Consider the following 22,418-nt stretch of genomic DNA (forward strand, 5'->3'; position numbering starts at 1 on the left):
TCCGCGGTCATTTTGCGCACCAACGATCGGCGGCTATTCTCCGACCCATGGGCATCCTTCACTACGGCACCGACTCCAAGCCGATCCACATCGACGACCGCGCGCTCGCGCACCTCAAGGTGGTGGTCGTGGCGAAGCTGCGCCGCCAGGAGAGCTTCACCGTGTCGTGGCAGCATCCCGAAGAGGACGGCCCGGGTCGCAGCACGATCTGGATGCACCCGTCCATCCCGGTGCGCTTCGAGTTCGACGACGCCGTCGCCCCTCAGCTGAACCGGGAGTGGGTCGAGGAGCTGGCGCTCTCGGCGAACGCGCTGGGCGGCATCACCCTCGTCGCGGAGCACGTCGGCGCCGAAACCGAGAAGGAAGAGAAGGAAGCCGAGATCTCCGCTCCCGCGGCCTGAGCCCACAGACCTGACAGCGAAATCCCCCTCCGGCCGAGCCGTGAGGGGGATTTCGCGTTGGAGTCTCAGTCCTCGGCGGGCTGCTGCGTGGGGTCCGCCGGCTCGGGCATCACGGTGAGCCCGTTGGGGCCGCTCGCGGCCTTCATCAGCTCGTCGAGCCACGCCCGGTTGATGCGCGGGGCACGTCCGCCCGAGAAGTGGAACTGCAGCGGAACGGCCGGGTGCAGCCAGAAGCTGCGTCGTCCGATGCCGTCGCCCAGCTTGGTGTCGTACATGAACGGCTCGCCGCGGCGGAGCTTGTTCATCACGACGATGCGCAGGTGCGCAAGCGTCCTGTCGTCGATGTCGACGGAGTCGGCCGCCGCGCCATAAATGAATCGCCCCACGATGGCGACGATACCGGAGTCGCGCCATCGTGGGGCACCGTGGATTCTCAGGGAGTTCGAACGCTCTCCGTTGCGGAGCCGCCGGTCACAGGTCGGGCGACGTCTCCTGAGCGCCGTGCACCTCGCCGCGCCAGCTGCCCGTCTCGGAGCCGCGCTCCTCGATGAACTTCTTGAAGCGCTCGAGGTCCATCTTGGCCTGCGCTTCGTCGATGTTCAGTGCGGCGCCGACCTTCTCGATGAGGCCCTCGGGCTCCCACTCCATGCGCAGCTTCACGCGCGTCTCGGAGCCGTGCGGCTCGAACTCGACGCGGCCGGCGTGGAACGCGCCGTCCGTGCTCTGCCACGCGACGTGGCTGTCGGGCACCTGGTCGACGATGTCCGCGTAGAACTCCTCCTCCTTGCCGCCGATGCTGACGCTCCAGCGGGTGCGCACGTCATCGATCTGCTGCACGGACTTCACGGCGCCGAGGAACTGGGGGAACGACTCGAACTGCGTCCACTGGTTATAGACGGTGTCGACCGGAGCGTCGACGTCGATCTCGGCGGTCAGGGTGGTGGTCATAAGTCACTCCTCCATCTGGTGTTGTCTTCGTCCCGCTATGTCCTCGACGCTAGGTCGGGCGTGGGGGGCCGGTAATGGGGTTGACTGTTCGCGAGGCGCTCGTTAGATCGTGCGCGTTCGACCGACTCGTGCCGGATGTGCGGTGGCCGGTTCGCCTTGCGGCGCGGTTCGTTCTACCGTCTGCTCATGGCAGAGACGCACAACACCGACGACCCCGATCAGCTCATCGAGGCGACCGCCGGCATGCGCATGGCCTTCTGGTCGTGGGCCGTGCTGGTCGTCGCCGGAGTGGCCGTGATGATCACCCTTCCCCTGATGGGCCGGTGAGATGAAGCCCACTCTGAAGGACAACGCGCTGACTCTCCTGTTCCTCGGCCTGTTCCTGGTCACGGTGGCCTTCCAGGCGCTCGTCGGACACGCCCAGAACAACGACCTGCTCGTCAGCCACGACCGCGCGCCGATCTCGCTCGGGGAGTTCGTGACGTCATCGCAGTTCCTGGTCGATGTCGCAGAGAACTGGCAGTCGGAGTTCCTCCAGTTCCTCCTCTTCATCCTCGCGACGGTCTGGCTGATTCAGCGCGGCTCTCCTGAGTCGAAGAAGCCCGGCGACGAGGGCCGCGGCTCGGACGAGGAGCAACTCGTTGGGGAGTTCGCACGCCGGGATTCCCCCGCGTGGGCGCGCGTCCGCGGCATCCGTCTCTGGCTCTACGCGAACTCGCTGTCGCTCGCGATGGGCACCGTCTTCCTCCTGTCGTGGTTCGCGCAGTCGCTCGCGGGTCTCGTCGTGGCGAACGACGAGGCGGCACAGCATGGCGAGCTGCCGATGACCTGGGCGATGTATGTGACCGGGCCCGATTTCTGGAACCGGACGCTGCAGAACTGGCAGTCGGAGTTCCTCGCGGTCGGATGCATGGTCGCGTTCTCGATCTATCTCCGCCAGCGCGGCTCCGCCGAGTCCAAGCCGGTCGGCACGCCGAACGGGACGTCGGCTCTCGAGTCGGAGTAGCACGCGCTACGAAGGGCCGGGGCTCCAGCGCACCCGGCCCTTCGTCGTCCCCTCTCAGCCCAGGACGAGCTCCTTCAGGCGATCGGACAGCTCCTCGCTCGTGTGGATCTCCTGATCGCAGTTGTCCTGCAGCAGCTTCAGCGCGTCGGTCGCACCGAGCGCGGTGACGGGGAGGATCAGCCCCTCGTACGCGGCCATCTCGTAGTGCTCGTTGCCGAGGGCCGCAGCCAGCGTCACCTGGTCGCGGAGCTCGGGCGCGCTGCGCTGGATGAGCGACTTCGCCTGCTTGTTGATGCCCTTGGTGCTCGGTGACGGCGCGGTCGACTCCGGCACCTCGAGAAGCTGGAACACCTTGCGCAGATTCTCGATCTGCTCGCGCGTCTCGTCGGCGTGGTGACGGAAGAGCTTCTTGATGTCCGCCGTCTGGGCGGCCTCTGCCAGCTCGAGCAGCGATGCCAGCGAGTCCTCCTCCATGCTCATCGCGGTGCGCAGCTTGAAGCGCACAAGGTCTTCGGGCGTCTCGAGATGGGTCTGACTCATCGGTCCTCCTTGTGGCGTCGATTCCGGCCCAACCGCCGGACGTTGTCGACGCTACGAGCGCGCTCCCGTTCAGCGGGAGGGGATTGCATCATGCGCCCGCGGTCGCTAGTCCCGCCCAGCGAGAACCGCTTCTCCAGAGAAGCGGTTCTGTCAAGCGCCTAGCCACCTGCTTCTGGCGCCCCTAACGTCCCGACGGGGGACGAATCGCCGGCGGGGAAACATGCCGGCGAGGGATGACAGCAAGGAGTGAAGTGATGAGAAGGTTCCGGACAGCGGCCGCGGCCGCACTCGCGAGCGGGGCTCTCGTCCTCGCAGGATGCGCGGTCGGCACGGGCGGCACCGACGACGGCGGCGCGGAGTACGACCCGGGTGCCGAGCTCGAGGGCGAGCTCAGCGTGATGGGCTTCGCCGGCGTCGACGAGGTCGCCACGACCCGCATGGATCTTGCCGAAGCCGAGCTCGGCGACGGCGTGAACGTGCAGGTGGCCGAGGGCGAGCTCGACCTGCAGCAGTTCCTCTCGGCGGCCGCGACGGGCGATCCGCCGGACCTCATCTACGCCAACCGCGACCAGATCGGCAGCCTCGCTGCGCGCGGCGCGATCCTTCCCCTGGAGAACTGCATCGAGGGCGAGGGCATCGACACCGGCATGTTCGTGGAGTCGGCGCTGGCGCAGGTCACCCTCGATGGCCAGGTGTACGGCATCCCCGAGTTCAACGTGGTGCAGGTCACCATGGCGAACGCCGATCTGCTCGATGAGGCGGGGCTCTCGCTCTCCGACGTCGACGGCTCCGACTGGGAGGCGATGAGCGCCGCGAACGAGGCGCTCATGAAGACCGACGGCGGCAAGCTCAGCGTCATCGGCGTCGACAGCAAGCTGCCCGAGTTCTTCCCGCTGTGGGCCAAGGCCAATGGCGTCGACCTGGTCAGCGAGGACGGCAGGACCGCCCAGCTCGACGACCCCAAGGCGATCGAGGCGCTCGAGTGGGCCGTCGGCATCTACGACGCGCAGGGCGGCTTCGGCGACGTGAAGGCGTTCCGCGACTCGGCGGACTTCTTCGGCGAGGGCAACCAGTTCGCGACGGGCGTGCTCGGTGCGATGCCGATGGAGCAGTGGTACATCAACGTGCTCAACGACGTCTCGCCGGATGCGCCGATCGAGTTCGGCACGGTCAAGGATCGCCAGGGCGAGCCGATCGCGTACGCGTCCGGCTCGGCGTGGGCGATCCCCGCCGGCGCCGAGAACCCGGAGGCCGCCTGCCGTTGGGCCCGCGTCATGACCGCCGTGGACACGTGGGAGGCCGCCGCTCAGGCGCGACTCGACCTGCGCGAGGAGGAGGGCAAGCCGTTCACGGGCCTGCTGACCGGCAACGCGGAGGCCGACGCCCTGATCGAGGGCATGGTCACCTCGGGCGGCGAGCCGTGGGACACCGCGGTCTCGGCCATGTACGAGGCGAACGGGCACACGTTCGCTCTGCCGGCGAGCCCCGCCGATGCGGAGTTCGAGACCGCCATGCAGGACGCGGTGAACGCCGTGCTCTCGGGCGAGGCCGAGCCGGCCGACGCGCTCGCGCAGGCGCAGGAGACCGCACAGAAGGCCCTGGATGACGCGTGGGCCGAGATGAGCGAGAACGCGGGAGACGGAGAGTGACCACAGTCGCCTCAGCCGGCGCGGCGCCCACCAGGGCGCCGCGCCGGCGGCGTGGCGGGGCGCGCGAGAACCGCGCCGCGCTGCTGTTCCTCGCGCCGTGGCTGATCGGCTTCGCGGTCTTCACGGCATGGCCGCTGATCTACAGCGCCTACCTGTCGCTCACCGACTACGACGTCATCAACGACCCGTCGTTCGTGGGCTTCGACAACTACGCCGAGCTGTTCTCCGACCCGAAGGTGTCGACCGCGCTCGGGAACACCCTGTTCTTCACCGCCGTGCAGGTGCCGCTGTACGTCGCGGTCTCGCTCGCGCTCGCGCTGCTGCTCGCGCGCGCGGGGCGCGCATCCGGCTTCTTCCGCACCGTGTTCTTCCTGCCGAAGATGACACCGCCGGTCGCCGTCGGCATCCTTTTCCTGCTGCTGTTCAACGGCCAGAGCGGCCTGATCAACACGAGCCTCGGCTGGGTGGGGATCGACGGGCCGTCCTGGACGACGGATCCGGCGTGGGTGAAGCCGGGCCTCGTGATCATGAGCCTGTGGACCGTCGGCTCGTCCGTGCTGATCCTGCTCGCGGCGCTGCGCGGCGTGCCGGAGGAGCTGTACGAGTCGGCGCGGCTGGACGGCGCCGGGGCGTGGCGGCAGTTCTTCAGCGTGACGCTGCCGATGATCAGCCCCGCCGTGTTCTTCATCGTGGTGGTCAACACGATCGCCGGCCTGCAGACCTTCGACGAGGCGTACACGGCGTTCTTCGGCGCGGGCAACACCACGTACGGCAACGACGCCGCGCTGTTCTACGTCATCTACCTGTTCCAGCAGGCCTTCCAGTTCCTCAACATGGGCTATGCGTCGGCGATGGCGTGGCTGCTGTTCGTCGTGATCATGATCGTCACGGCGATCCAGGCGATCGTGTCCCGCCGGCTCGTGCACTACGAAGGGGGATCGCGATGAGCGCCCTCAAGGATCCGATCGCGGGCACGCGCCCTGACGCCGAGGCGCCCGCCGTCGCCGAGCAGGGCGCGCCTGCGCCCCGGCCACGGCGCCGGCGCACGCGCGTCGGGCGCATCGTCACGATCGCGGCGCTCACCCTGATCGCGGTCGTCTTCGTCTACCCGTTCGTGTGGCTCGTGAGCGCATCGTTCAAGCCGCGCGGCGAGGTGTTCGACAACCGGCTGATCCCCGAGACGTTCACGCTCGAGAACTACCTGCAGGTGTGGCAGGAGGCCCCTCTCGGGCTGTGGCTGCTCAACACGGTCATCGTGACGGCTCTCGCCGCCGGCGCGGTGACGATCTCGAGCGCGATGGTCGCGTGGGCGTTCGCGTTCTACCGCTTTCGCGGGCGCGGGCCGCTGTTCGCGCTGGTGCTGGGATCGATGATGCTGCCCGGCGCGGTGACGATGATCCCCACGTTCCTGATCTGGAACTCGCTCGGCGCCGTGAACACGCTGACGCCGATGTGGGCGCACAACCTCTTCGGCAGCGCGTTCTACATCTTCCTGCTGCGGCAGTTCATGCTGTCGCTGCCGCGGGATCTGTTCGACGCGGCGCGCGTGGACGGCGCCAACCCGTGGCAGGTGTTCTGGCGCATCGCGCTGCCGCTGTCGCGTCCGGCGCTCGCCGTGACCGTGGTGTTCGAGGTGCAGGCCGTGTGGACCGACCTGATGCGCGCGCTGATCTACCTGCGCGACTCGGCGAACTTCACGATCCCGCGCGGACTCAAGGCCCTCGTCGACAACTTCGGCTTCGGCGGCGAATGGCACTGGGAGATCCTGATCACGGCCAGCGTCATCACGACGATCCCGATGATCATCCTGTTCTTCGTGGCGCAGAAGCACATCATCGAGGGCGTCGCCGCGGGCGGCGTGAAGGGCTGAACGCCGGCGCGCACGGCGATGCACGAACGCGCGACACCGGCCGGGCTCGACGAGCCCGGCCGGTGTCGCGTCAAGAGGTCAGTCGACCTGTTCCGACTGCGTGCGGATGAATTCGCGATCGTCGTCGCTCAGCGACGCGTCACCGGGGACATCGGCGCCCGTGATCTCGGCGATCTCGTCGCGCACCTCGTCGGTCAGCGTTCCGCTGTCGCGAAGCGCGTGCTTGGCGCCGATCGACAGGCGCGGGTACCACTCGTGGATCTCGGGAAGGCCAGCGTTCATGGACCCGACGCTATGAGCCGGAACCGGTCCCGCTCAACGGGTTGACATCAGGGGCGCAGCACGTCCGCGATGCGCTCGAGCGCGCCCGGCACGAGCGCGTAGTACGCCCAGGTGCCGCGCTTGCTGCGCGTCAGGAATCCCGCCTCGGCCAGGATCTTGAGGTGGTGCGAGACGGTCGGCTGCGCGAGCCCGAGCGGCTCGATCAGGTCGCACACGCAGGCCTCGTGCCCCTCGGACGCCGCGACGATCGACAGCAGCCGCAGCCGGGCCGGATCGGCGAGCGCCTTCATACGACGCGCGAGATCGTCGGCGTCGCGCGCCGTGAGCGGCTCGCGCACGAGCGGCGCACAGCACAAGGCGGGCTGGATCAGGGGAAGCGCGGTCGGCATACATCGAAGATAATGGATATTGACGATCTTCGATAGATGGGTGCAGACTCGTCACCGACCTTCGACACCGGGAGAGAACAATGGCTCTGCTCGACCTCATGCCCGTCGCCGCCGCGCCCCGGCCCGACTCGCGGCTCACCGCCCTGCCCGTGGCGATCATCGGCGCGGGCCCCATCGGTCTCGCCGCCGCCGCCCACCTCGCCGAGCGCGACATCCCGTTCGTGATCTACGAGCGCGGCCACGTGCCCGGCGCCGCGATCCGCGAATGGGGCCACACGCGCCTGTTCTCTCCATGGCAGCACCTCGTGGACGACGCCGCCGCACGCCTCCTCGCGGACAAGGGCTGGCAGGCGCCGCCCGCCGGCCGGGCGCCAGCGGGCGCCGAGATCGTGTCCGCGTATCTCGAGCCGCTCGCGGCCCACGACGCGATCGCGCCGGCCGTCCGCTGGGGCGTCGAGGTGCTCGCCGTCACGCGTGAGGGGATGGACCGCACGCGCACGCGGGGCCGCTCGCAGGCGCCGTTCGCCCTGCGGCTGCGCCTGTCCGACGGCACGGTGGTCGACGAGACGGCGCGCGCCGTCGTGGACGCGTCCGGCACGTGGGGGAACGCGAACCCGCTCGGTTCCGGCGGCCTGGATCCGCTCGGCTGGGACGAGGTGTCCGACCGCGTCCTGCGCGCGCTGCCGGACGTGCGCGAGCGCGATCGCGCGCGTCTCGCGGGCAGGCACGTGACGGTCGTCGGCGCGGGTCACTCGGCCGCGAACACGTTGATCGACCTCGCCGCGCTGCAGGACGACGAGCCCGGCACGCGCGTGACCTGGCTGATCCGCAACCCCTCGGCGGCGCGCCTGTCGTCCGGCGACGACGAGCTCGAGGGGCGCGGCGCGCTCGGATCCCGCGTCGAGCGCCTCGTCGCGGACGGCCGGATCGAGGTCGTCGACCGCTTCGAGATCCTGCGGGTCGAGGCTCACGGCGACGGCGTGCGCCTGCACGGCCGTCGCGGCGACGACGCCGCCGCCCACGACACCGACCTGGTTGTCGCGGCCACCGGCTTCCGCCCGCAGCTGGACATGCTGCGCGAGCTGCGTCTCGAGCTCGATGACATCGTCGAGGCGCCGCGCCGGCTCGCGCCGCTGATCGACCCCAACATGCACTCGTGCGGCACGGTGTCGCCCCACGGCTACCGCGAGCTCGCCCATCCGGAGTCGGGCTTCTTCATCGTGGGGATGAAGAGCTACGGTCGCGCGCCGACGTTCCTGCTGAAGACGGGCTACGAGCAGGTGCGCTCGGTCGTCGCCTGGCTGGCAGGCGACGCCGAGTCGGCGGGCCGCGTCGAGCTGGTCCTCCCCGCGACCGGGGTGTGCTCGACGTCGGCCGGCGGGTGCTGCTGACCCCGCCCCGCTGACCTAGCCGCCGAAGCACGCGGGGACAAGCCCCTGGGATCGCGCACCCGTCGGCCGCACAGTGGACGCATGAGCGACAGCACAGCCGGCACCCCCGCACCCGAGACCGGGGCGAGCGACCAGGGCCCGATCCACGCTCCCGACGCCGACCTCGAGGCGACGGAGATGCGCGGCGCAGAGGACCTCGACGACGACCTTACGATCCACGACGACGTGCGGACCGACGTCGACGGGCCCGACGGCCCGCACTCCGCGGGCGACACGCTCGGCGGCGCCGCGGCGCCGACCGGCAACGACGGCACGATGGGCGCCGACACCCCAACGGGCGACGCCTCCCTCGCGGATGCCGACGTGAACGCGGCCGCGCTGGCCGATGGCGCCGACACCCCGAGCGAGGTCTTCGGCGACGACGAGGACTGAACGTCCGCCCGAACCCGGGCCTCGGTTCTGCAGGAGGGCACGCGGTGACGGCCGGTGACGCCGCCCGGGCCCCGCGCGGCGGGCGCGAAATAGACTCGAATCCATGAATACGTCCGCGTCGGCGCTCGCGACGATCGCGGACCCGACGCGGGCCCGGATCCTGCGCCTGCTCCTGGAGGCCCCCGGCGGTCGCGCCCGCGTCGGCGAACTCGCCGATCGATTGGGCCTGCGTCAGCCCACCGTGAGCCACCACATGAAGACGCTCCTCGCCGAGGGCATCGTGACGCGCGAGCCGGATGGGCGCCGGGCCTGGTTCTCGGTCGCGCCGGATCGCGCGGATTCGGTCGCGACGCTCGTCGGCGCCGACCAGCCCGCGACCGAACCCGACCTGGATCGCATCGCCGCCGACCTCGCTCTGCGCTTCCGCGGCACGTTCAGCCCCGAGACCGTCGAGGCCTACGTGCACGAGAGCCGCGACCTGCTCGCCCGCGGCGACGGCCCCGCCCGGCAGCTCGCCTCGCGCACGGCCTCGTTCGCCGCCACCAGGCTCGAGGCGCTCGCCCGCTCGCACGGCGAGCGCAGGGATCGCCCGGAGGTCCTCTTCGTGTGCGTGCAGAACGCCGGCCGCTCGCAGATGGCGGCCGCGATCCTGCGTCACCTCGCGGGCGACCGCGTCGTCGTGCGCACGGCGGGATCGCTGCCCGCACCCGACATGCGCTCGACGATCGTCGCGGCGCTCGACGAGATCGGGGTGTCGGTGGGAGGCGAGTTCCCCAAGCCCCTCACCGACGAGGCCGTGCGTGCCGCGGACTACGTGATCACCATGGGTTGCGGCGACGCATGCCCCGTCTATCCCGGCCGCCGCTACCTCGACTGGGAGCTCTCCGACCCCGCGGGACTGCCGCTCGAGGGCGTGCGCCCGATCCGCGACGACATCGAAGCCCGCGTCCGCGCCCTGCTGGACGACCTGCTCTGACACCGCACGCGCCGGCTTCCGGCGAGCGCGGCCCCGGGCGGTGCAGCTCGTCGCGGCTCAGCGCTGCTTGAGAAGCCGGATGAATTCGTCCGCGCGCTCGAGGTGGACGCGCGCTCTCTCCCGACGCTCCTCCGCATCCGCGATCAGCGCGGCCAGCCGTGCACGCATGTCGTCATCGTCGGGGTCCGTGGCGAGCGCGTCGGCGATGCGCAGGAGGTCGGCCATCTGCTCCAGCGAGTAGCCCAGCGGCTTCATGCGGCGGATCAGCAGCAGGCGGTCGAGGTCGTCCTCCGTGTAGAGGCGGAATCCCCCCTCCGTGCGCGCCGACGGTTTGAGCAGGCCGATCTCGTCGTAGTGCCGGATCGAGCGCAGCGACAGTTCCGCACGTTCGGCGAGTTCGCCGATGTGCATCGTGGTGGCCCTCATGCGTCGCTCACGTCCTCCAACCCTCCCGTTACGGTAGGGTTGCTCCGGTCCGCGGCTCTCGCGGACGCGCATCCCATTATCCGACGCCGCTACCGCGTGCCCGCGTTCCCAGGAGGACCCGTGCCCCCCGCCATCGCCGAGACCGGCACCCGGTTCGCGTCCTCCGTGCGCGACGCGCTGCGCTCGCCCCGCCTGCTGACGCGGGAGGTGCTCGCCGGCCTCGTCGTCGCGCTCGCGCTCATCCCGGAGGCGATCGCGTTCTCGATCATCGCCGGGGTCGATCCCCGCGTGGGGCTGTTCTCGTCGTTCGTGATGGCGGTCGCGATCTCCTTCCTGGGCGGCCGCCCCGCGATGATCTCGGCCGCGACCGGTGCCGTCGCGCTCGTGATCGCACCCGTGATGCGCGACCACGGCCTGGACTATCTGCTCGCGACCGTGATCCTCGGCGGCGTGATCCAGGTCGCGCTCGGGCTGCTCGGCGTCGCGAAGCTCATGCGCTTCATCCCCCGCAGCGTCATGGTGGGCTTCGTGAACGCGCTGGCGATCCTGATCTTCCTGTCGCAGATCGAGCAGCTCGTGGATGTGCCGTGGCTCGTCTACCCGCTCGTCGCGGCCGGACTGCTGATCCTGTGGCTGTTCCCGAAGCTGACCGGCGCCGTGCCGGCGCCGCTCGTGGCCATCGTCCTGCTCACGCTCGTGGTCGTGCTGTTTCGGATCGCCGTGCCCACCGTGGGCGACCAGGGCGCGCTTCCCGACAGCCTGCCGATCCCGTTCCTCCCCGACGTCCCGCCCACGCTCGAGACCCTCGGCGTCATCGCGCCCTACGCGCTCGCGATGGCGGCGGTCGGCCTGCTCGAGTCCCTCATGACCGCGAAGCTGGTCGACGACATCACCGACACGCGCTCGTCGAAGACGCGCGAATCGTGGGGCCAGGGTGTCGCCAACGTCCTGTCGGGCCTGTTCGGAGGCATGGGCGGCTGCGCCATGATCGGGCAGACGATGATCAACGTGAAGGCATCGAGTGCGCGCACGCGCATCTCGACGTTCCTCGCCGGCGTGTTCCTGCTGATCCTCGTCGTCGTGCTCGGCGACGTGGTCGCGATCATCCCGATGGCGGCGCTCGTGGCCGTGATGATCATGGTGTCGGTGCTGACGTTCGACTGGCACAGCATTCTGCCGTCCACCCTCAAGCGCATGCCGAAGAGTGAGACGGCGGTCATGGTCGCGACCGTCGTTTTCACCGTCGCGACGCACAACCTGGCGATCGGCGTGCTGGTAGGTGCCGTCGTGGCGGCCGTGCTGTTCGCGCGCCGCGTCGCGCACTTCACGACGGTCGAGCGCATCCTGTCCGACGACGGGTCGGAGGTGCGGTACGTGGTCGACGGCGAGCTGTTCTTCGCGTCGTCGAACGACCTCACGACGCAGTTCGACTACGTGGCCGACCCGGCGCGGGTCGTGATCGACATGACGCGGTCGCACGTCTGGGACGCGTCCTCCGTCGCCGCGCTCGACGCCATCGCCACGAAGTACGAGCGGCACGGCGCGGAGGTGGAGATCGTCGGCATGAACGATGCCGCGACCGACTTCCATGGACGCCTCTCGGGCGGGCTCGGCGCCGGGCACTGACACGACCCTTGCGGCTTGCATAGACGCCCATCTATGATTTATGGCGTGACCAAGCCCACCGTCCTGTTCGTCTGCGTGCACAACGCCGGCCGCTCGCAGATGGCGGCCGGCTACCTCGAGGCACTCGCGGGCGACCGCGTCGAGGTGCTGTCGGCGGGCTCGCAGCCGAAGGACCGGATCAACCCGGTCGCGGTCGAGGCGATGGCCGAGGAGGGCATCGACATCGCCGGCCGCGCGCCGAAGGTCCTGACGGTCGACGCGGTGCGCGAATCGGATGTGGTGATCACGATGGGCTGCGGCGACGCGTGCCCGATCTTCCCCGGGAAGCGGTACGAGGACTGGCAGCTCGACGATCCCGCAGGGCAGGGGATCGACGCCGTGCGTGTCATCCGCGACGACATCCGGTCACGCATCGAGACCCTGATCGACCAGATCGCCCCCGCACAGATCCCCGCCTGACCCGCTGGACTGAGCGCCGGCACCCGACCGGCGCTCCCCCTCGGCCCCCGCGCGACGAACCGTTTCCGAGCGGCCCGCATCCTTTCCCCCATCTCCCGGATGCGGATCCCGGCTCCGCCGCGCGGGGGCTCTCTCTGCCCGCGCGACCGCTCACTGCCGGGCGGGTGGCCGTTCACCGCCTCCCGCTACGATCGCGAGGCCGACGAGCCGCCGAAGGACCCCGATGATGACGACGCCCGAGCCCTGGCAGGCCGCGCGTCTCTCCGCGCTCTCGGTCGGCCAGGTGATCAGCTGGGGCATCCTGTTCTACGCCATGATCGTCGCCGCTCCGGCCGTGGCCGGCGACACGGGGTGGCCGCTGACCGTCGTGACCGCGCTGTTCTCGGTCGGCCTGATCGCCTCCGCCCTCGTCGGCGTGCCGGTCGGCCGCCGGCTCGATCGGCACGGCCCGCGCGGCATCATGACGCTGGGCAGCGCGACCGGGTCGGCGGGACTCGCGATCGTGGCCCTGGCCCCGGATCCGGTGTGGTTCGGCGTCGGCTGGGTCATCGCCGGCTCCGCACAGGCCGCCGTCCTGTACCAGGCCGCGTTCACGGTGCTGGCCCGCCGGTACCGGACGCGCCGCCGGGCCGCGATGACGGTGCTGACCCTCGCCGGCGGTCTCGCATCCACCGTGTTCGCACCCATCGTCGCCGGGCTGCTCGCGGTGACCGACTGGCGCACGACCTTCCTGGTCTTGGCGGGCGCCCTCGCGATCACGACGATCCCGCTCCACTGGTTCACGCTCGAGGCCCGGTGGGAGCCGCTGTCCCCGCCCACCGCGACCGAGCCCGACCTGACGGTGGCGGGGGTGCTGCGCACGCGTCGCTTCCGGGCCCTGACGCTCGCGACGATGCTGCTCGCCGCGTCGCTGTACATGGTGACGCTCGCGCTGATCCCGCTGTTCATGGAGAAGGGGCTCGACTACACGCTGTCGGCATGGGCGCTCGGCCTGCTGGGCGCGGGCCAGGTGATCGGCCGCCTGATCTACGTCGCGATCCCGCACGCCGCGGCCCCGTGGGTTCCGCTCGCGGCGACCGCGGGCCTGGCGGCGGTCATGCTCGCACTGCTGGCGGTGACCCCAGGGCCCGCGTGGCTGCTGATCGCGATCGCGATCGCGGCGGGCGCCGTGCGGGGCGCGCAGACCCTGGTGCAGGGATCCTCCGTCGCCGAGCGCTGGGGCACGCGCAGCTACGGCGCGATCAACGGCGTGTTCGCCGCACCCATCACGATCATCTCCGCGCTGGGCCCCGCGCTCGGGCCCGTCGCCGCGGCGGCCGCGGGCGGCTACGCCGCGATGGCGCTCGTCGCGGCCGTCGCCGCACTGGCGGCGGCGGCGCTCGCGCGACTGTCCTGATCCGCCCCCCGCGTGCCCGATGGGCGATCTGCGCCGCAGCGATCGCAAAACCGCCGATTCGCCCTAGATTCCGCAAAGAAGTGCCGATCTTTCGAGCAGATCTTGCCGTAAACGCCGCCACGATCAGCAGATCCTGGTCATGACCCCGCCGATCTGCCCGGAGTGATGATGACCACCAACCTCGCCGCCGAGGCGCCCGCCGCACCGTCGACCGTCGCCGATCCCGTTCGCACGACCGAGAGCGCCGGACACGCGATCGTTCGCACGCTCGAGGAGCACGGCGTCCCGCGTGCGTACGTCGTGCCGGGCGAGAGCTACCTCGAGGTGCTCGACGGGCTGCACACCTCGGCGATCGAGACCATCGTGTGCCGCCAGGAGGGCGGTGCGGCCTACATGGCGGACGCGGAGGGCAAGCTGTCCGACCTGCCCGGCGTCGTCATGGTGACCCGTGGCCCGGGCGCCGCGAACGCGCTCGTGGGCCTGCACACGGCGTGGCAGGACTCCACCCCCCTCGTGCTGTTCGTCGGCCTCATCCCCATGGATCACCGCGGCCGCGAGGCGTTCCAGGAGTTCGACATCCACGGCTGGTTCGAGAAGGGCGCCAAGCGCGTGCTCGTGCTCGACTCCGCCGAGCGCGCTGCCGAGACCGTCGCCGAGGCGATCTTCGCGGCGCGGTCCGGACGCCCGGGACCGGTCGTCGTGGGCCTGCCCGAGGACGTCATCCGTCAGCAGGTGCCGGTCACGGTGCACCCGCCGATCCCCGTCGCGGAGGGCGGCATCGCGGGATCCGACGCGAGCGCGCTGCGCGAAGCGCTGCGCGGCAGCCGCAAGCCGCTGTTCGTCACGGGCGGCAGCGACTGGACGCCGGACGCCTCCGCGCAGCTGACCGCGTGGCTCGAGAAGCACGGCATCGCCGCGGCGGCCGAGTGGCGCACCGAGGGCGTCGTCGGCTTCGACTCCCCCAGCTACGTCGGCCCGATCGGGTACGGCCGCCCCAAGCCGACCTACGACCTGTTCGAGGAGACCGATCTGCTGGTCTTCGTCGGCACCCTCCCCGGCGACGTCCTCACGAGCAGCTACACCGCGCGCCAGGGCTGGCAGGCGCGCAACTTCCTGGTCTCGATGGATCCGTCGCTGCGCGGCCGCTCAGGGGCCGTGTCGCACCAGATCATGGCGAAGCCGTGCGCCTTCGTGCGGGATCTCGTCGAGCTCGACGTCGAGACCGACCCTGCATGGGTCGCGTGGACCGCCCGGATGCGGGGCGAGCAGGAGGCGTTCGCGGCGCTTCCCGTCGCGGGCACCGACGCCGACGCGCCCGCGCGCATGGACACGCTCATGGCGCACCTCGTGCCGCAGTTGCAGGACGACGCGCTCGTCACGCTAGGGGCTGGCGAGCACACGAACTGGGCGCATCGCTACTTCCCCGTGCGCCAGTACCCCGCCATGGTCAGCGCCGGCAACGGCTCGATGGGGTACTCGATCCCCTCCGCCGTCGCGGCGTCGCTGCGGTTCCCGGATCGCCAGATCGTCACGATCGCGGGCGACGGCGAGTTCCTCATGAACGGCCAGGAGCTCGCGACCGCGCGCCAGTACGGCGCCGCTCCCCTGATCGTCGTGATGGACAACCAGGAGTACGGCACCATCCGCACGCACCAGGAGCGCCACCACCCCGGCCGCATCTCGGGCACGCAGCTGGTGAACCCGGACTTCGCCGGCATGGCGACCGCGTTCGGCGGGTTCGGCATCCGCGTCGAGCGGGACGCGGATGCGGCGGACGCCGTCACGGCGGCGCTCGCCGCGCAGCGCGAGGGCCGCTTCGCACTCATCCACCTGATCGTCGGTCAGCGCGCGCAGGCGTACTGACCGTCACCCCCATCGCTTCGACGACCGAAGGAGCACATCATGCGACACGAGACCGACCCCGACGCCCTGCTGCACGACGGACGTCCCTATTGGTTCGACAGGCACCCCTCGCAGGCCGAGGGAGAAGACCTCTCGTTCTAGCGCGCGCATCACGCATCCGGGTGCGCGTTCGTGTCAATCCCCTCGCGGAGGACGACAGAGCGCGCGACGCTGGATGCACCCCACGGGAGGAGCATCCATGAACAGCACGCCGAACGACAACGTCGACCCCACGCGCGATGAGCGCGGCCCCGAGGACGACCTCGTCAGCGAGGATCCGGACCTGAGCACGGGTGAGGACCCCACGGTGGACGAGGGCCCGGCCGCGGCGGCCCCGGACGAGGACGGCCTCGCGATGGCGGACGCGCCGGCCCCTCCGGGCAGCGACGAGGAGCACCCGTCGCAGGCGGAGGGCGAGGACCCGCAGCGGCCGTCCGACGGCTTCGTGAAGGACGCCGACGGCCACCCCTCGCAGGCCGAGGGCTGAGACGGAAGAAGGCGGGTCGGCATCAGCCGGCCCGCCTTCTCGCTGTCCGCCTGGCGGTCAGCAGTCGCAGATCACCAGTCGACGGGCGCGCGGAAGGTGGACGCGCGGTCGCCCGACGACCAGTCGACGGGAGCCCAGTCGACGGGGGCGACCCAGTCGACGGGGGCGGGCTTGGGGGCGGCGTTGGCGGCGACGCCACCACCCACAACGAGGAGGGTCGCGGTCGCCAGCGCCGCGCTCGAGATGCGGATCCAACGGAATTTGGTCATGGCACGTCCTTCAGCGGGAGGGTCTGACCCTCGGGTAGCCGCCGCGGGCGCGGCCGCATTTGCCCTCACCATACGGGCGGGACGTTCCCGTTGTCACCCATCTTTTCCGCGGATCTTCCCGGAAAGTCCCCGCGGGGTCAGAACGGCCAGATCAAGGGGACGTACAGCACCGCCACGGCGGTCCACACGACGGCGAGCGGGAGCCCAAGGCGCCAGTAGTCCCCGAAGCGGTAGCCGCCGGGCTCGAGCACCATGGTGTTGGCCGGGGTCGCGATGGGCGTGAAGAACGCGGCGGCCCCCGCTACCGTGAGCGACATCAGGAACGGCAGCGGAGACGCGTCGAGCGTGGCCGCCGTGGACAGCGAGATCGGCATCATCACGAGCACGGTCGCGACGTTGCTGATCACCTGACCCAGCGCGATCGTGAGCACGCTCAGCGCCAGCAGCACGAGGTGCGGGCTCGCGGGGCCCACGACCGAGAGCACCGCGTCGGCGACGACCTGCGCGGCGCCCGTCTGCACGAACGCGGTCGACAGCGGGATCATGCCGGCGATCAGCACCACGGTCGACCAGTGCACGGCGCGGAACGCGTCCCGCATGGGGAGCACGCCCGCCAGCACGACCGCTCCCGCCGCGAGCATCCCCGCCACCACGGCCGGCACGATGCCGCTCACCAGCAGGGCGACCATCAGGGCTAGGATCACCAGCGCGCGCCGGGCGCCGCGTCCGAGCGGGATCGCTCGGCGCAGCGACTGCGGCGCGGTCACCGCCACGACATCCGCCTGCGCGGCGAAGCGCTCGAGCACCTCCCACGGCCCCTGCACGAGCAGCGCGTCACCCGCGCGCAGCACCCAGCCGTGATGCACGCGGGCGTCCGTGCCGGCGATCTCGGCGGAGCCGGATCCGTCGTGCCCGGCGGAGGAGCGCACCGAGACGATCACGAGCTGCTCGCCGAACATCGTCATCCCCGGCTGCACGTGGCGCTCGATGTACTTCGAGCGCGGCGGCAGCATCACCTCGACCACGCCCTCGTCGGGGGTGAGCACGGGCTCCGTGTGCAGGCGGTAGCTTTCCCGCAGCCGCGAGCTCTGCGCGCCCGGGTCGACGAACCCCTCGAACGCCTGCGCGTGCCGCTCCGGCAGCAGCCGTCCTCCGAACGCCGCGGTCGTCGCCACGGTGAGGACCAGCAGCGGCACGCCCACGAGCGCGAACTCGAAGAAGCCGAACGGGTGCGCGCCCGCCGCGGCGGCCGCATCCGACACGATCACGTTGACCGGCGTGCCCGTGAGCGTCAGGAGCGACCCGGCGTGCGCGGCGAACGCGAGCGGGATCAGCAGGCGCGAGGGAGCGATCCCGGCCCTGACCGCGACGACGACGACCAGCGGCACGAGCGCCGCGACCGCGCCGTTGATGCTGATGAACGCCGTGATCACCGCGACGACGAGGGAGACCACGACGGTGATGCGTCTGCGGCGTGTGCCCGACAGCCGCGTCACCTGCCGCGCCGCCCACGCCGTGACACCCGTCGCATCGAGCGCATCGCCCACGATGAACAGCGAGGCGATCAGGATGGGCGTCGGATCGGAGAATCCGGCGAGCGCCTCGGGCAGCTCGAGCACGCCGGTGAGGAACAGCGCCAGGGACACCCCGCACGCCACGACCGCAAGGGGCACCCGGTTGCTCACGAACGCGACCAGCGCGAGCGCCATGATCACGAACGTCGCGATCATCGGATCCATGCGGCCACCCTAGCGACGAGCACTCGGCCCTGTTCGTCGAGCGAGCGAAGCGAGTCGGAACGGCCCGGACGACCCACGGGGCCCGGCCCGCGGAGCCGTCCCCCGTTTCGACTCCTCGCTGCGCTCGTCGCTCAACGAACAGGGACAGGCGCGAGCCCACGCCCTGTTCGTCGAGCGAGCGAAGCGAGTCGAAACGGCCCGGACGACCCACGAGGCGCAGCCCGCGGAGCCGTTCCCTCCGTTTCGACTCCTCGCTGCGCTCGTCGCTCAACGAACAGGGACAGGCGCGAGCCCACGCCCTGTTCGTTGAGCGAGCGAAGCGAGTCGAAACGGCCCGGACGACCCACGAGGGCGCAGCCCGCGGAGCCGTTTTTCCGTTTCGACTCCTCGCTGCGCTCGTCGCTCAACGAACAGGGACAGGCGCGAGCCCACGCCCTGTTCGTTGAGCGAGCGAAGCGAGTCGAAACGGCCCGGACGACCCACGAGGCGCAGCCCGCGGAGCCGTTCCCCCCGTTTCGACTCCTCGCTGCGCTCGTCGCTCAACGAACAAGGACAGGCGCGAGCCCACGCCCTGTTCGTTGAGCGAGCGAAGCGAGTCGAAACGGCCCGGACGACCCACGGGGCCCAGCCCGCGGAGCCGTTCCCTCCGTTTCGACTCCTCGCTGCGCTCGTCGCTCAACGAACAGGGACAGGCGCGAGCCCACGCCCTGTTCGTTGAGCGAGCGAAACGAGTCGTCCCCCGTTTCGACTCCTCGCTGCGCTCGTCGCTCGACGAACAAGGAGACCGACGTGACTCCGGGCTAGAGGTCGCGGTAGGTCGTGCGGGCGTAGTCGTGGTACGGCGCGGGGCCACGGTGGCCGCGATGCGCACCTGACGATGCGGCTCGACGTTGCTCTTGCCCGAGTTCGGCTCCTCGCCCCACAGCACCTCGACGCGCGCGCCGTCGGGCACAACCACGTCGATCGAGGCCAGCGACAGGTAGAGCTGGTCGTACGCGACGTAGCCGGCGTCGGTCGAGACGCCGACGCGGCGGCCATCCTGCTGCACGTCGTCGAACTGGTAGAAGCCGTAGCGCGCCTTCGGCCACTCGAGGTACTTCGCCGGCGTGCCCGGCTCGAGCTGCGACTGCGTGATCTTCGCGACATCGTCGGCGTCCCAGATCAGCGTGGCCTTGCGCCGCGCGGGCGATCCGGCGATGCGCTGGAGGGCCTCCTTGCCGATGAACTCGTGGTCGAAGTTCACCGAGCGCCCGAGGCCCAGGTCGAACGGCGTCAGCAGGAAGTCCTCCACGGGGCCGTTCAACGAGCCGCCGATGGATCCGGCGCGCGCGAGCGGCAACCACTCGCGGTACTCGGCGAACAGCGGATCGTCGCCGAAGATCGCCGGGAACGGCGTCGGCACCCAGCCCGACTCGAGCGGCGTGACGGAGTACGCCTTGGAGCCGATCCGCTCGATCCCGAACTCCGCGCCCGCCTCGAGCAGCGCGGCGCGCACGCCCTCGCCCTCGGCGTACGGGCCGAAGAACTCGAAACCGGGCTGCCCGGCCATGCCGTGACGCAGGCCCTGCACGGTCGTGCCGGCGAACGAGAAGTCGGCGATGTGGAAGAACCTCACCTCGGGCACCGGGCCGCCGAGCAGCTTCTCCAGCACCGCGTGCGCGTGCGGGCCCTGCAGCTCGTAGCGGTAGAACGTCGGGTCGCCCTCGCGCATGTTCGAGTTCCCCTCGAGGCGGTACCGGATGTCCTTCCCGCTGCGCTCGGCATGGAAGCGCACCCAGTCGATCAGCACGTGGTGGCCGATCAGCACGACTCTCTCACCCTGCGCGGTCGCGTGGTTCAGATGGAACAGGATGCCGTCGCCGATCACATGACCGGACGGGTCCACCGAGATCAGCTGCTTCGCGACGCCAGGGCGAAAGTTCGAGAACGTGTTCACCGCGATCCCGCTCAGCACCTCGACGATGTCCTCGCCCTCGAGGAACAGCTGCGTCATGTGGTGGGACTGATCCATCAGCGCGACCGAGTCGTTCCACGACCTCGACTCGGTGCGCCAGTTCGAGAACTCCGGATGCACCGGGAACGTGAACGCGGGATAGTCCACGTCGCGCAGCAGCTGCACCGGGTCTCCGACGCGGGCGAGGGCCTGAGCGAGGGTCTCTGACATTGACGATCTCCTTCGATCGGACGGGTGCGGCCAGCGTAGGAATCGGGCATGCTGTGCGGAACCTGATCTTCCGTTCAAAGGGAAGTGCGCCCCGCATCGCGGCGGGGCGAGCCACAACGAGACGAGGAGTCGACACCGAGATGGCGCGCTCATCCGACGGCACGTCCGCCCTCGCCCGCGTGCTGGCGGTGCTCGACGCGTTCACGGCGGATCATCCGTTCCTCACGCTCACGCAGATCCATCGCCGGGCGGGCATCCCGCTGTCCTCCGTGCATCGCATCGTCGCCGACCTCGTGGGACACGGCCTGCTCGAGCCGGTCGCCGGCCGCCGCTACCGGCTCGGCAACCGCCTGTGGGAGATCGGCAGCAAGACGCCGGGCGCCCTCGGCCTGCGCGAGATCGCCGAGCCGTACCTGCGCCGCCTGCACGACGTGCTGGGCCAGCACGTGCAGCTCGCCGTGCGCATCGACACCGACGTGCTGATCATCGAGCGGATCTCCTCCGCGGACGCCGTGATCAACGGCTCGATCGTGGGCGGCCGGATCGCGATCCCCCATTCGTCGAGCGGGCTCGTGTTCCTCGCGTTCGGCGAGCCGGAGCTGTTCGACGCTGTGGTCGCGAAGGGGTGGGCGCCGATCACGTCGGCGGGCCCCGGCGATGCCGAGGCGCTGCGCGCGGAGGTCGAGGCCACGCGGCGCCACGGGTACGCCCGCGCGGACGGCTGGATCCATCCGGCCTCGCGCGGCCTCGCCGCACCCGTCCGCGGGTCGGAGGACGTCGTCGTGGGCGCGCTCGGCGCGGTCATCCCGAACGACGCCTCCTCGCCGCTGCGCACCGCCGCCCTGGTGCAGGAGACGGCTCACCGGATCTCCGAGGCGCTGCTGCGCGCCTACCTGCCCGCGGGGCATCCGCGCGCGCTGCCGGGCGGCAGCCTCCGCGCGCTCGTGTCGTCCTCGGCCGAGTCGATGCGCTACCTCGAGCGGCGCGTGCGCGAGCGCTGACCGCCGGGACGGACGACGCTCAGCGCCCGCCGTGCCATCGGCGGAGCGCCCAGGCGCTCCCGCTGATCAGCAGGATGAGGAAGACGCCGACCGACATCGGCAGCAGCAGGTTCGGCGACGACGCGTGCTCGACCTCGGAGACCGTCCGGCCCTCGTCGGGGAAGGTCAGCGTCGCGCGCGCCTCGCGGGACAGCGTGCCGCTGCGCGCCTCGAGCACCGCGGTCCACGGGCCGTCGGGAAGCTCGTCGCCGAGCGTCACGACGAGGTCGCCGGACGTCCCGGGAGCCAGCGTCGTCACTCCTTCCGCGTCGAAGGGGCCCGCCGCGAGGCCGCTCGGTCCGTTCTCCAGTCGGAGGACGCCCGAGAGGTCCAGAGCCCGCTGCCCGCTGTTGGTGACCGTGGCGATGACGGCGGGAGCGCCATCCGCGTCGCGCAGCGCCGCGATCGTGTCGATCCGGAAGTCGGAGGCCGGCTCGCCGCCCTGCCCGACGGAGAGGTACATCCGCACGCCGACGCGACTGGCCGTCACCACCGCGGTCTCGGCATCCGGGGCGCTGCGCACCTCGGCCCAGACCACGCCGTAGTGCTCGCCCGCGGATGCCCCGTCGGGGACCGCCACGGTCACGAGCGTCTGACGGATCTCACCGGGCGCGAGTCGCAGCACGGGGTCCGCGACGGAGGTCCAGCCCGTCAGCTCGTTCGCGGCGTCCCCGTCCCGTCCGACGAAGGCGCCCTCGCGGATGTCCGCCGCGCCGGCGTAGACCCGGACGGCCTGCTCCGCGTCGGTGTCGTTGGACACCTCGATGCGGCGCTGGATCGTCGCGCCGGGCACGAGGTGGTCGACGACATACGTGTGCGCCCGGGGGTCATCCTGCGCTGTCGCGGGGATGTCGACGAGGCGGATGCCGATGCTGCCGGTCTCGTCGGCGGCGTGGGCGGTGGCGTCCAGCTCAGGCGCCATGACGAGGATGCAGAAGAAGATGATCGCCAGAAGAAGGCGCATGAGGGTCTCCAGGTGCGAAGGAGGGGCGAGGCACCCGCGCCTCGCCCCTCCGCGTGGATCGA

25 protein-coding genes are annotated in these 22,418 nt (G+C 70.8%); 15 read left to right on the forward strand and 10 right to left on the reverse strand.

Features of this window, described 5'->3' with window-relative positions; all coding sequences use genetic code 11:
* Positions 1–47: 47 nt before the first annotated feature.
* A complete protein-coding gene (locus BJP60_RS13980; protein ID WP_203136448.1) occupies positions 48–401 on the forward strand; it encodes a DUF7882 family protein in 354 nt (117 codons plus the stop codon).
* A gap of 65 nt (positions 402–466) precedes the next feature.
* Here the strand turns inward: BJP60_RS13980 and BJP60_RS13985 are convergent, their stop codons facing one another.
* Positions 467–787, reverse strand: coding sequence for a DUF7882 family protein (locus BJP60_RS13985; RefSeq protein WP_203136450.1), 321 nt, complete (start codon positions 785–787; stop codon positions 467–469).
* 85 nt (positions 788–872) lie between these two features.
* On the reverse strand, positions 873–1,349 hold the full coding sequence (locus BJP60_RS13990; protein WP_203136451.1) for an SRPBCC family protein: 477 nt from the start codon (positions 1,347–1,349) through the stop codon (positions 873–875).
* A gap of 186 nt (positions 1,350–1,535) precedes the next feature.
* Here BJP60_RS13990 and BJP60_RS13995 point away from each other — a divergent pair, with 186 nt between their 5' ends.
* Both BJP60_RS13995 and BJP60_RS14000 read left to right on the forward strand, forming a co-directional pair.
* Positions 1,536–1,676, forward strand: a complete 141-nt coding sequence (locus BJP60_RS13995; RefSeq protein WP_203136453.1) for a hypothetical protein — start codon at positions 1,536–1,538, stop codon at positions 1,674–1,676.
* 1 nt (position 1,677) lies between these two features.
* The gene (locus tag BJP60_RS14000) at positions 1,678–2,355 is read left to right on the forward strand and encodes a DUF6766 family protein (RefSeq protein ID WP_203136455.1); all 678 of its coding nucleotides are present in this window, start codon (positions 1,678–1,680) and stop codon (positions 2,353–2,355) included.
* A gap of 54 nt (positions 2,356–2,409) precedes the next feature.
* Here the strand turns inward: BJP60_RS14000 and BJP60_RS14005 are convergent, their stop codons facing one another.
* Positions 2,410–2,895 carry a YciE/YciF ferroxidase family protein gene (locus BJP60_RS14005; protein WP_203136457.1) on the reverse strand — a complete coding sequence of 162 codons (486 nt, stop codon included), beginning with the start codon at positions 2,893–2,895 and terminating at the stop codon, positions 2,410–2,412.
* Positions 2,896–3,149: 254 nt separating this feature from the next.
* Between BJP60_RS14005 and BJP60_RS14010 the strand changes: the two genes are divergently transcribed.
* From BJP60_RS14010 to BJP60_RS14020, 3 genes are read left to right on the forward strand one after another with little or no spacing between them, the layout of a single operon-like run.
* A complete protein-coding gene (locus BJP60_RS14010) occupies positions 3,150–4,544 on the forward strand; it encodes an extracellular solute-binding protein (RefSeq protein WP_203136459.1) in 1,395 nt (464 codons plus the stop codon).
* Positions 4,541–5,491 carry a carbohydrate ABC transporter permease gene (locus BJP60_RS14015; protein WP_203136461.1) on the forward strand — a complete coding sequence of 317 codons (951 nt, stop codon included), beginning with the start codon at positions 4,541–4,543 and terminating at the stop codon, positions 5,489–5,491. The genes BJP60_RS14010 and BJP60_RS14015 overlap by 4 nt, the downstream gene beginning before the upstream one ends.
* Positions 5,488–6,414 carry a carbohydrate ABC transporter permease gene (locus tag BJP60_RS14020; RefSeq protein ID WP_203136462.1) on the forward strand — a complete coding sequence of 309 codons (927 nt, stop codon included), beginning with the start codon at positions 5,488–5,490 and terminating at the stop codon, positions 6,412–6,414. Before BJP60_RS14015 ends, BJP60_RS14020 begins: the two co-directional genes overlap by 4 nt.
* A gap of 78 nt (positions 6,415–6,492) precedes the next feature.
* On the opposite strand, the gene BJP60_RS14025 is transcribed toward BJP60_RS14020, so the two are convergent.
* Both BJP60_RS14025 and BJP60_RS14030 read right to left on the reverse strand, forming a co-directional pair.
* Positions 6,493–6,696: a hypothetical protein gene (locus BJP60_RS14025; RefSeq protein WP_203136463.1), complete on the reverse strand. Its 204-nt coding sequence runs from the start codon at positions 6,694–6,696 to the stop codon at positions 6,493–6,495.
* A gap of 47 nt (positions 6,697–6,743) precedes the next feature.
* Positions 6,744–7,085 (reverse strand): ArsR/SmtB family transcription factor, encoded by a 342-nt coding sequence (locus BJP60_RS14030; protein ID WP_203136464.1) that lies wholly within the window; start codon positions 7,083–7,085, stop codon positions 6,744–6,746.
* 80 nt (positions 7,086–7,165) lie between these two features.
* Here BJP60_RS14030 and BJP60_RS14035 point away from each other — a divergent pair, with 80 nt between their 5' ends.
* The 3 genes from BJP60_RS14035 to BJP60_RS14045 all read left to right on the forward strand — a co-directional run bounded on the left by BJP60_RS14035 (position 7,166) and on the right by BJP60_RS14045 (position 9,884).
* Positions 7,166–8,476: an NAD(P)-binding domain-containing protein gene (locus BJP60_RS14035; protein WP_203136465.1), complete on the forward strand. Its 1,311-nt coding sequence runs from the start codon at positions 7,166–7,168 to the stop codon at positions 8,474–8,476.
* Between the two features lie 81 nt (positions 8,477–8,557).
* Positions 8,558–8,908 (forward strand): hypothetical protein, encoded by a 351-nt coding sequence (locus BJP60_RS14040; protein WP_203136466.1) that lies wholly within the window; start codon positions 8,558–8,560, stop codon positions 8,906–8,908.
* A 103-nt stretch (positions 8,909–9,011) separates the two neighbouring features.
* Positions 9,012–9,884 (forward strand): metalloregulator ArsR/SmtB family transcription factor, encoded by an 873-nt coding sequence (locus BJP60_RS14045; RefSeq protein ID WP_203136467.1) that lies wholly within the window; start codon positions 9,012–9,014, stop codon positions 9,882–9,884.
* 57 nt (positions 9,885–9,941) lie between these two features.
* Here BJP60_RS14045 and BJP60_RS14050 read toward each other — a convergent pair whose 3' ends face one another.
* Complete coding sequence (locus tag BJP60_RS14050; RefSeq protein WP_203139404.1) at positions 9,942–10,310, reverse strand: MerR family transcriptional regulator; 369 nt, start codon at positions 10,308–10,310, stop codon at positions 9,942–9,944.
* Between the two features lie 120 nt (positions 10,311–10,430).
* Here BJP60_RS14050 and BJP60_RS14055 point away from each other — a divergent pair, with 120 nt between their 5' ends.
* The 5 genes from BJP60_RS14055 to BJP60_RS14075 all read left to right on the forward strand — a co-directional run bounded on the left by BJP60_RS14055 (position 10,431) and on the right by BJP60_RS14075 (position 16,180).
* Positions 10,431–11,936, forward strand: coding sequence for a SulP family inorganic anion transporter (locus BJP60_RS14055; protein ID WP_238439449.1), 1,506 nt, complete (start codon positions 10,431–10,433; stop codon positions 11,934–11,936).
* A gap of 33 nt (positions 11,937–11,969) precedes the next feature.
* Positions 11,970–12,395, forward strand: a complete 426-nt coding sequence (locus BJP60_RS14060) for an arsenate reductase ArsC (protein ID WP_203136468.1) — start codon at positions 11,970–11,972, stop codon at positions 12,393–12,395.
* Between the two features lie 226 nt (positions 12,396–12,621).
* Positions 12,622–13,791, forward strand: a complete 1,170-nt coding sequence (locus tag BJP60_RS14065) for an MFS transporter (protein ID WP_203136470.1) — start codon at positions 12,622–12,624, stop codon at positions 13,789–13,791.
* A gap of 168 nt (positions 13,792–13,959) precedes the next feature.
* Positions 13,960–15,654 (forward strand): thiamine pyrophosphate-dependent enzyme, encoded by a 1,695-nt coding sequence (locus BJP60_RS14070; RefSeq protein ID WP_203136472.1) that lies wholly within the window; start codon positions 13,960–13,962, stop codon positions 15,652–15,654.
* 238 nt (positions 15,655–15,892) lie between these two features.
* Positions 15,893–16,180, forward strand: a complete 288-nt coding sequence (locus BJP60_RS14075) for a hypothetical protein (protein WP_203136474.1) — start codon at positions 15,893–15,895, stop codon at positions 16,178–16,180.
* 71 nt (positions 16,181–16,251) lie between these two features.
* Here BJP60_RS14075 and BJP60_RS14080 read toward each other — a convergent pair whose 3' ends face one another.
* The 3 genes from BJP60_RS14080 to BJP60_RS14090 form a co-directional block, all read right to left on the reverse strand.
* Positions 16,252–16,449, reverse strand: coding sequence for a hypothetical protein (locus tag BJP60_RS14080; protein ID WP_203136476.1), 198 nt, complete (start codon positions 16,447–16,449; stop codon positions 16,252–16,254).
* Positions 16,450–16,586: 137 nt separating this feature from the next.
* Positions 16,587–18,188, reverse strand: a complete 1,602-nt coding sequence (locus BJP60_RS14085; RefSeq protein ID WP_203136478.1) for an SLC13 family permease — start codon at positions 18,186–18,188, stop codon at positions 16,587–16,589.
* A gap of 403 nt (positions 18,189–18,591) precedes the next feature.
* Positions 18,592–20,352, reverse strand: coding sequence for an aminomethyltransferase family protein (locus tag BJP60_RS14090; RefSeq protein ID WP_203136479.1), 1,761 nt, complete (start codon positions 20,350–20,352; stop codon positions 18,592–18,594).
* A 140-nt stretch (positions 20,353–20,492) separates the two neighbouring features.
* On the opposite strand from BJP60_RS14090, the gene BJP60_RS14095 reads away from it, so the two are divergent.
* Entirely contained in the window at positions 20,493–21,353 is an 861-nt protein-coding gene (locus tag BJP60_RS14095) for an IclR family transcriptional regulator (RefSeq protein ID WP_203136481.1), read from the forward strand.
* Between the two features lie 19 nt (positions 21,354–21,372).
* On the opposite strand, the gene BJP60_RS14100 is transcribed toward BJP60_RS14095, so the two are convergent.
* Positions 21,373–22,356 (reverse strand): COG1470 family protein, encoded by a 984-nt coding sequence (locus BJP60_RS14100; RefSeq protein WP_203136483.1) that lies wholly within the window; start codon positions 22,354–22,356, stop codon positions 21,373–21,375.
* Positions 22,357–22,418: the final 62 nt, after the last annotated feature.

The sequence above is a fragment of the Microbacterium sp. JZ31 genome (genome assembly GCF_016805985.1).
Classification (GTDB): Bacteria; Actinomycetota; Actinomycetes; order Actinomycetales; family Microbacteriaceae; genus Microbacterium.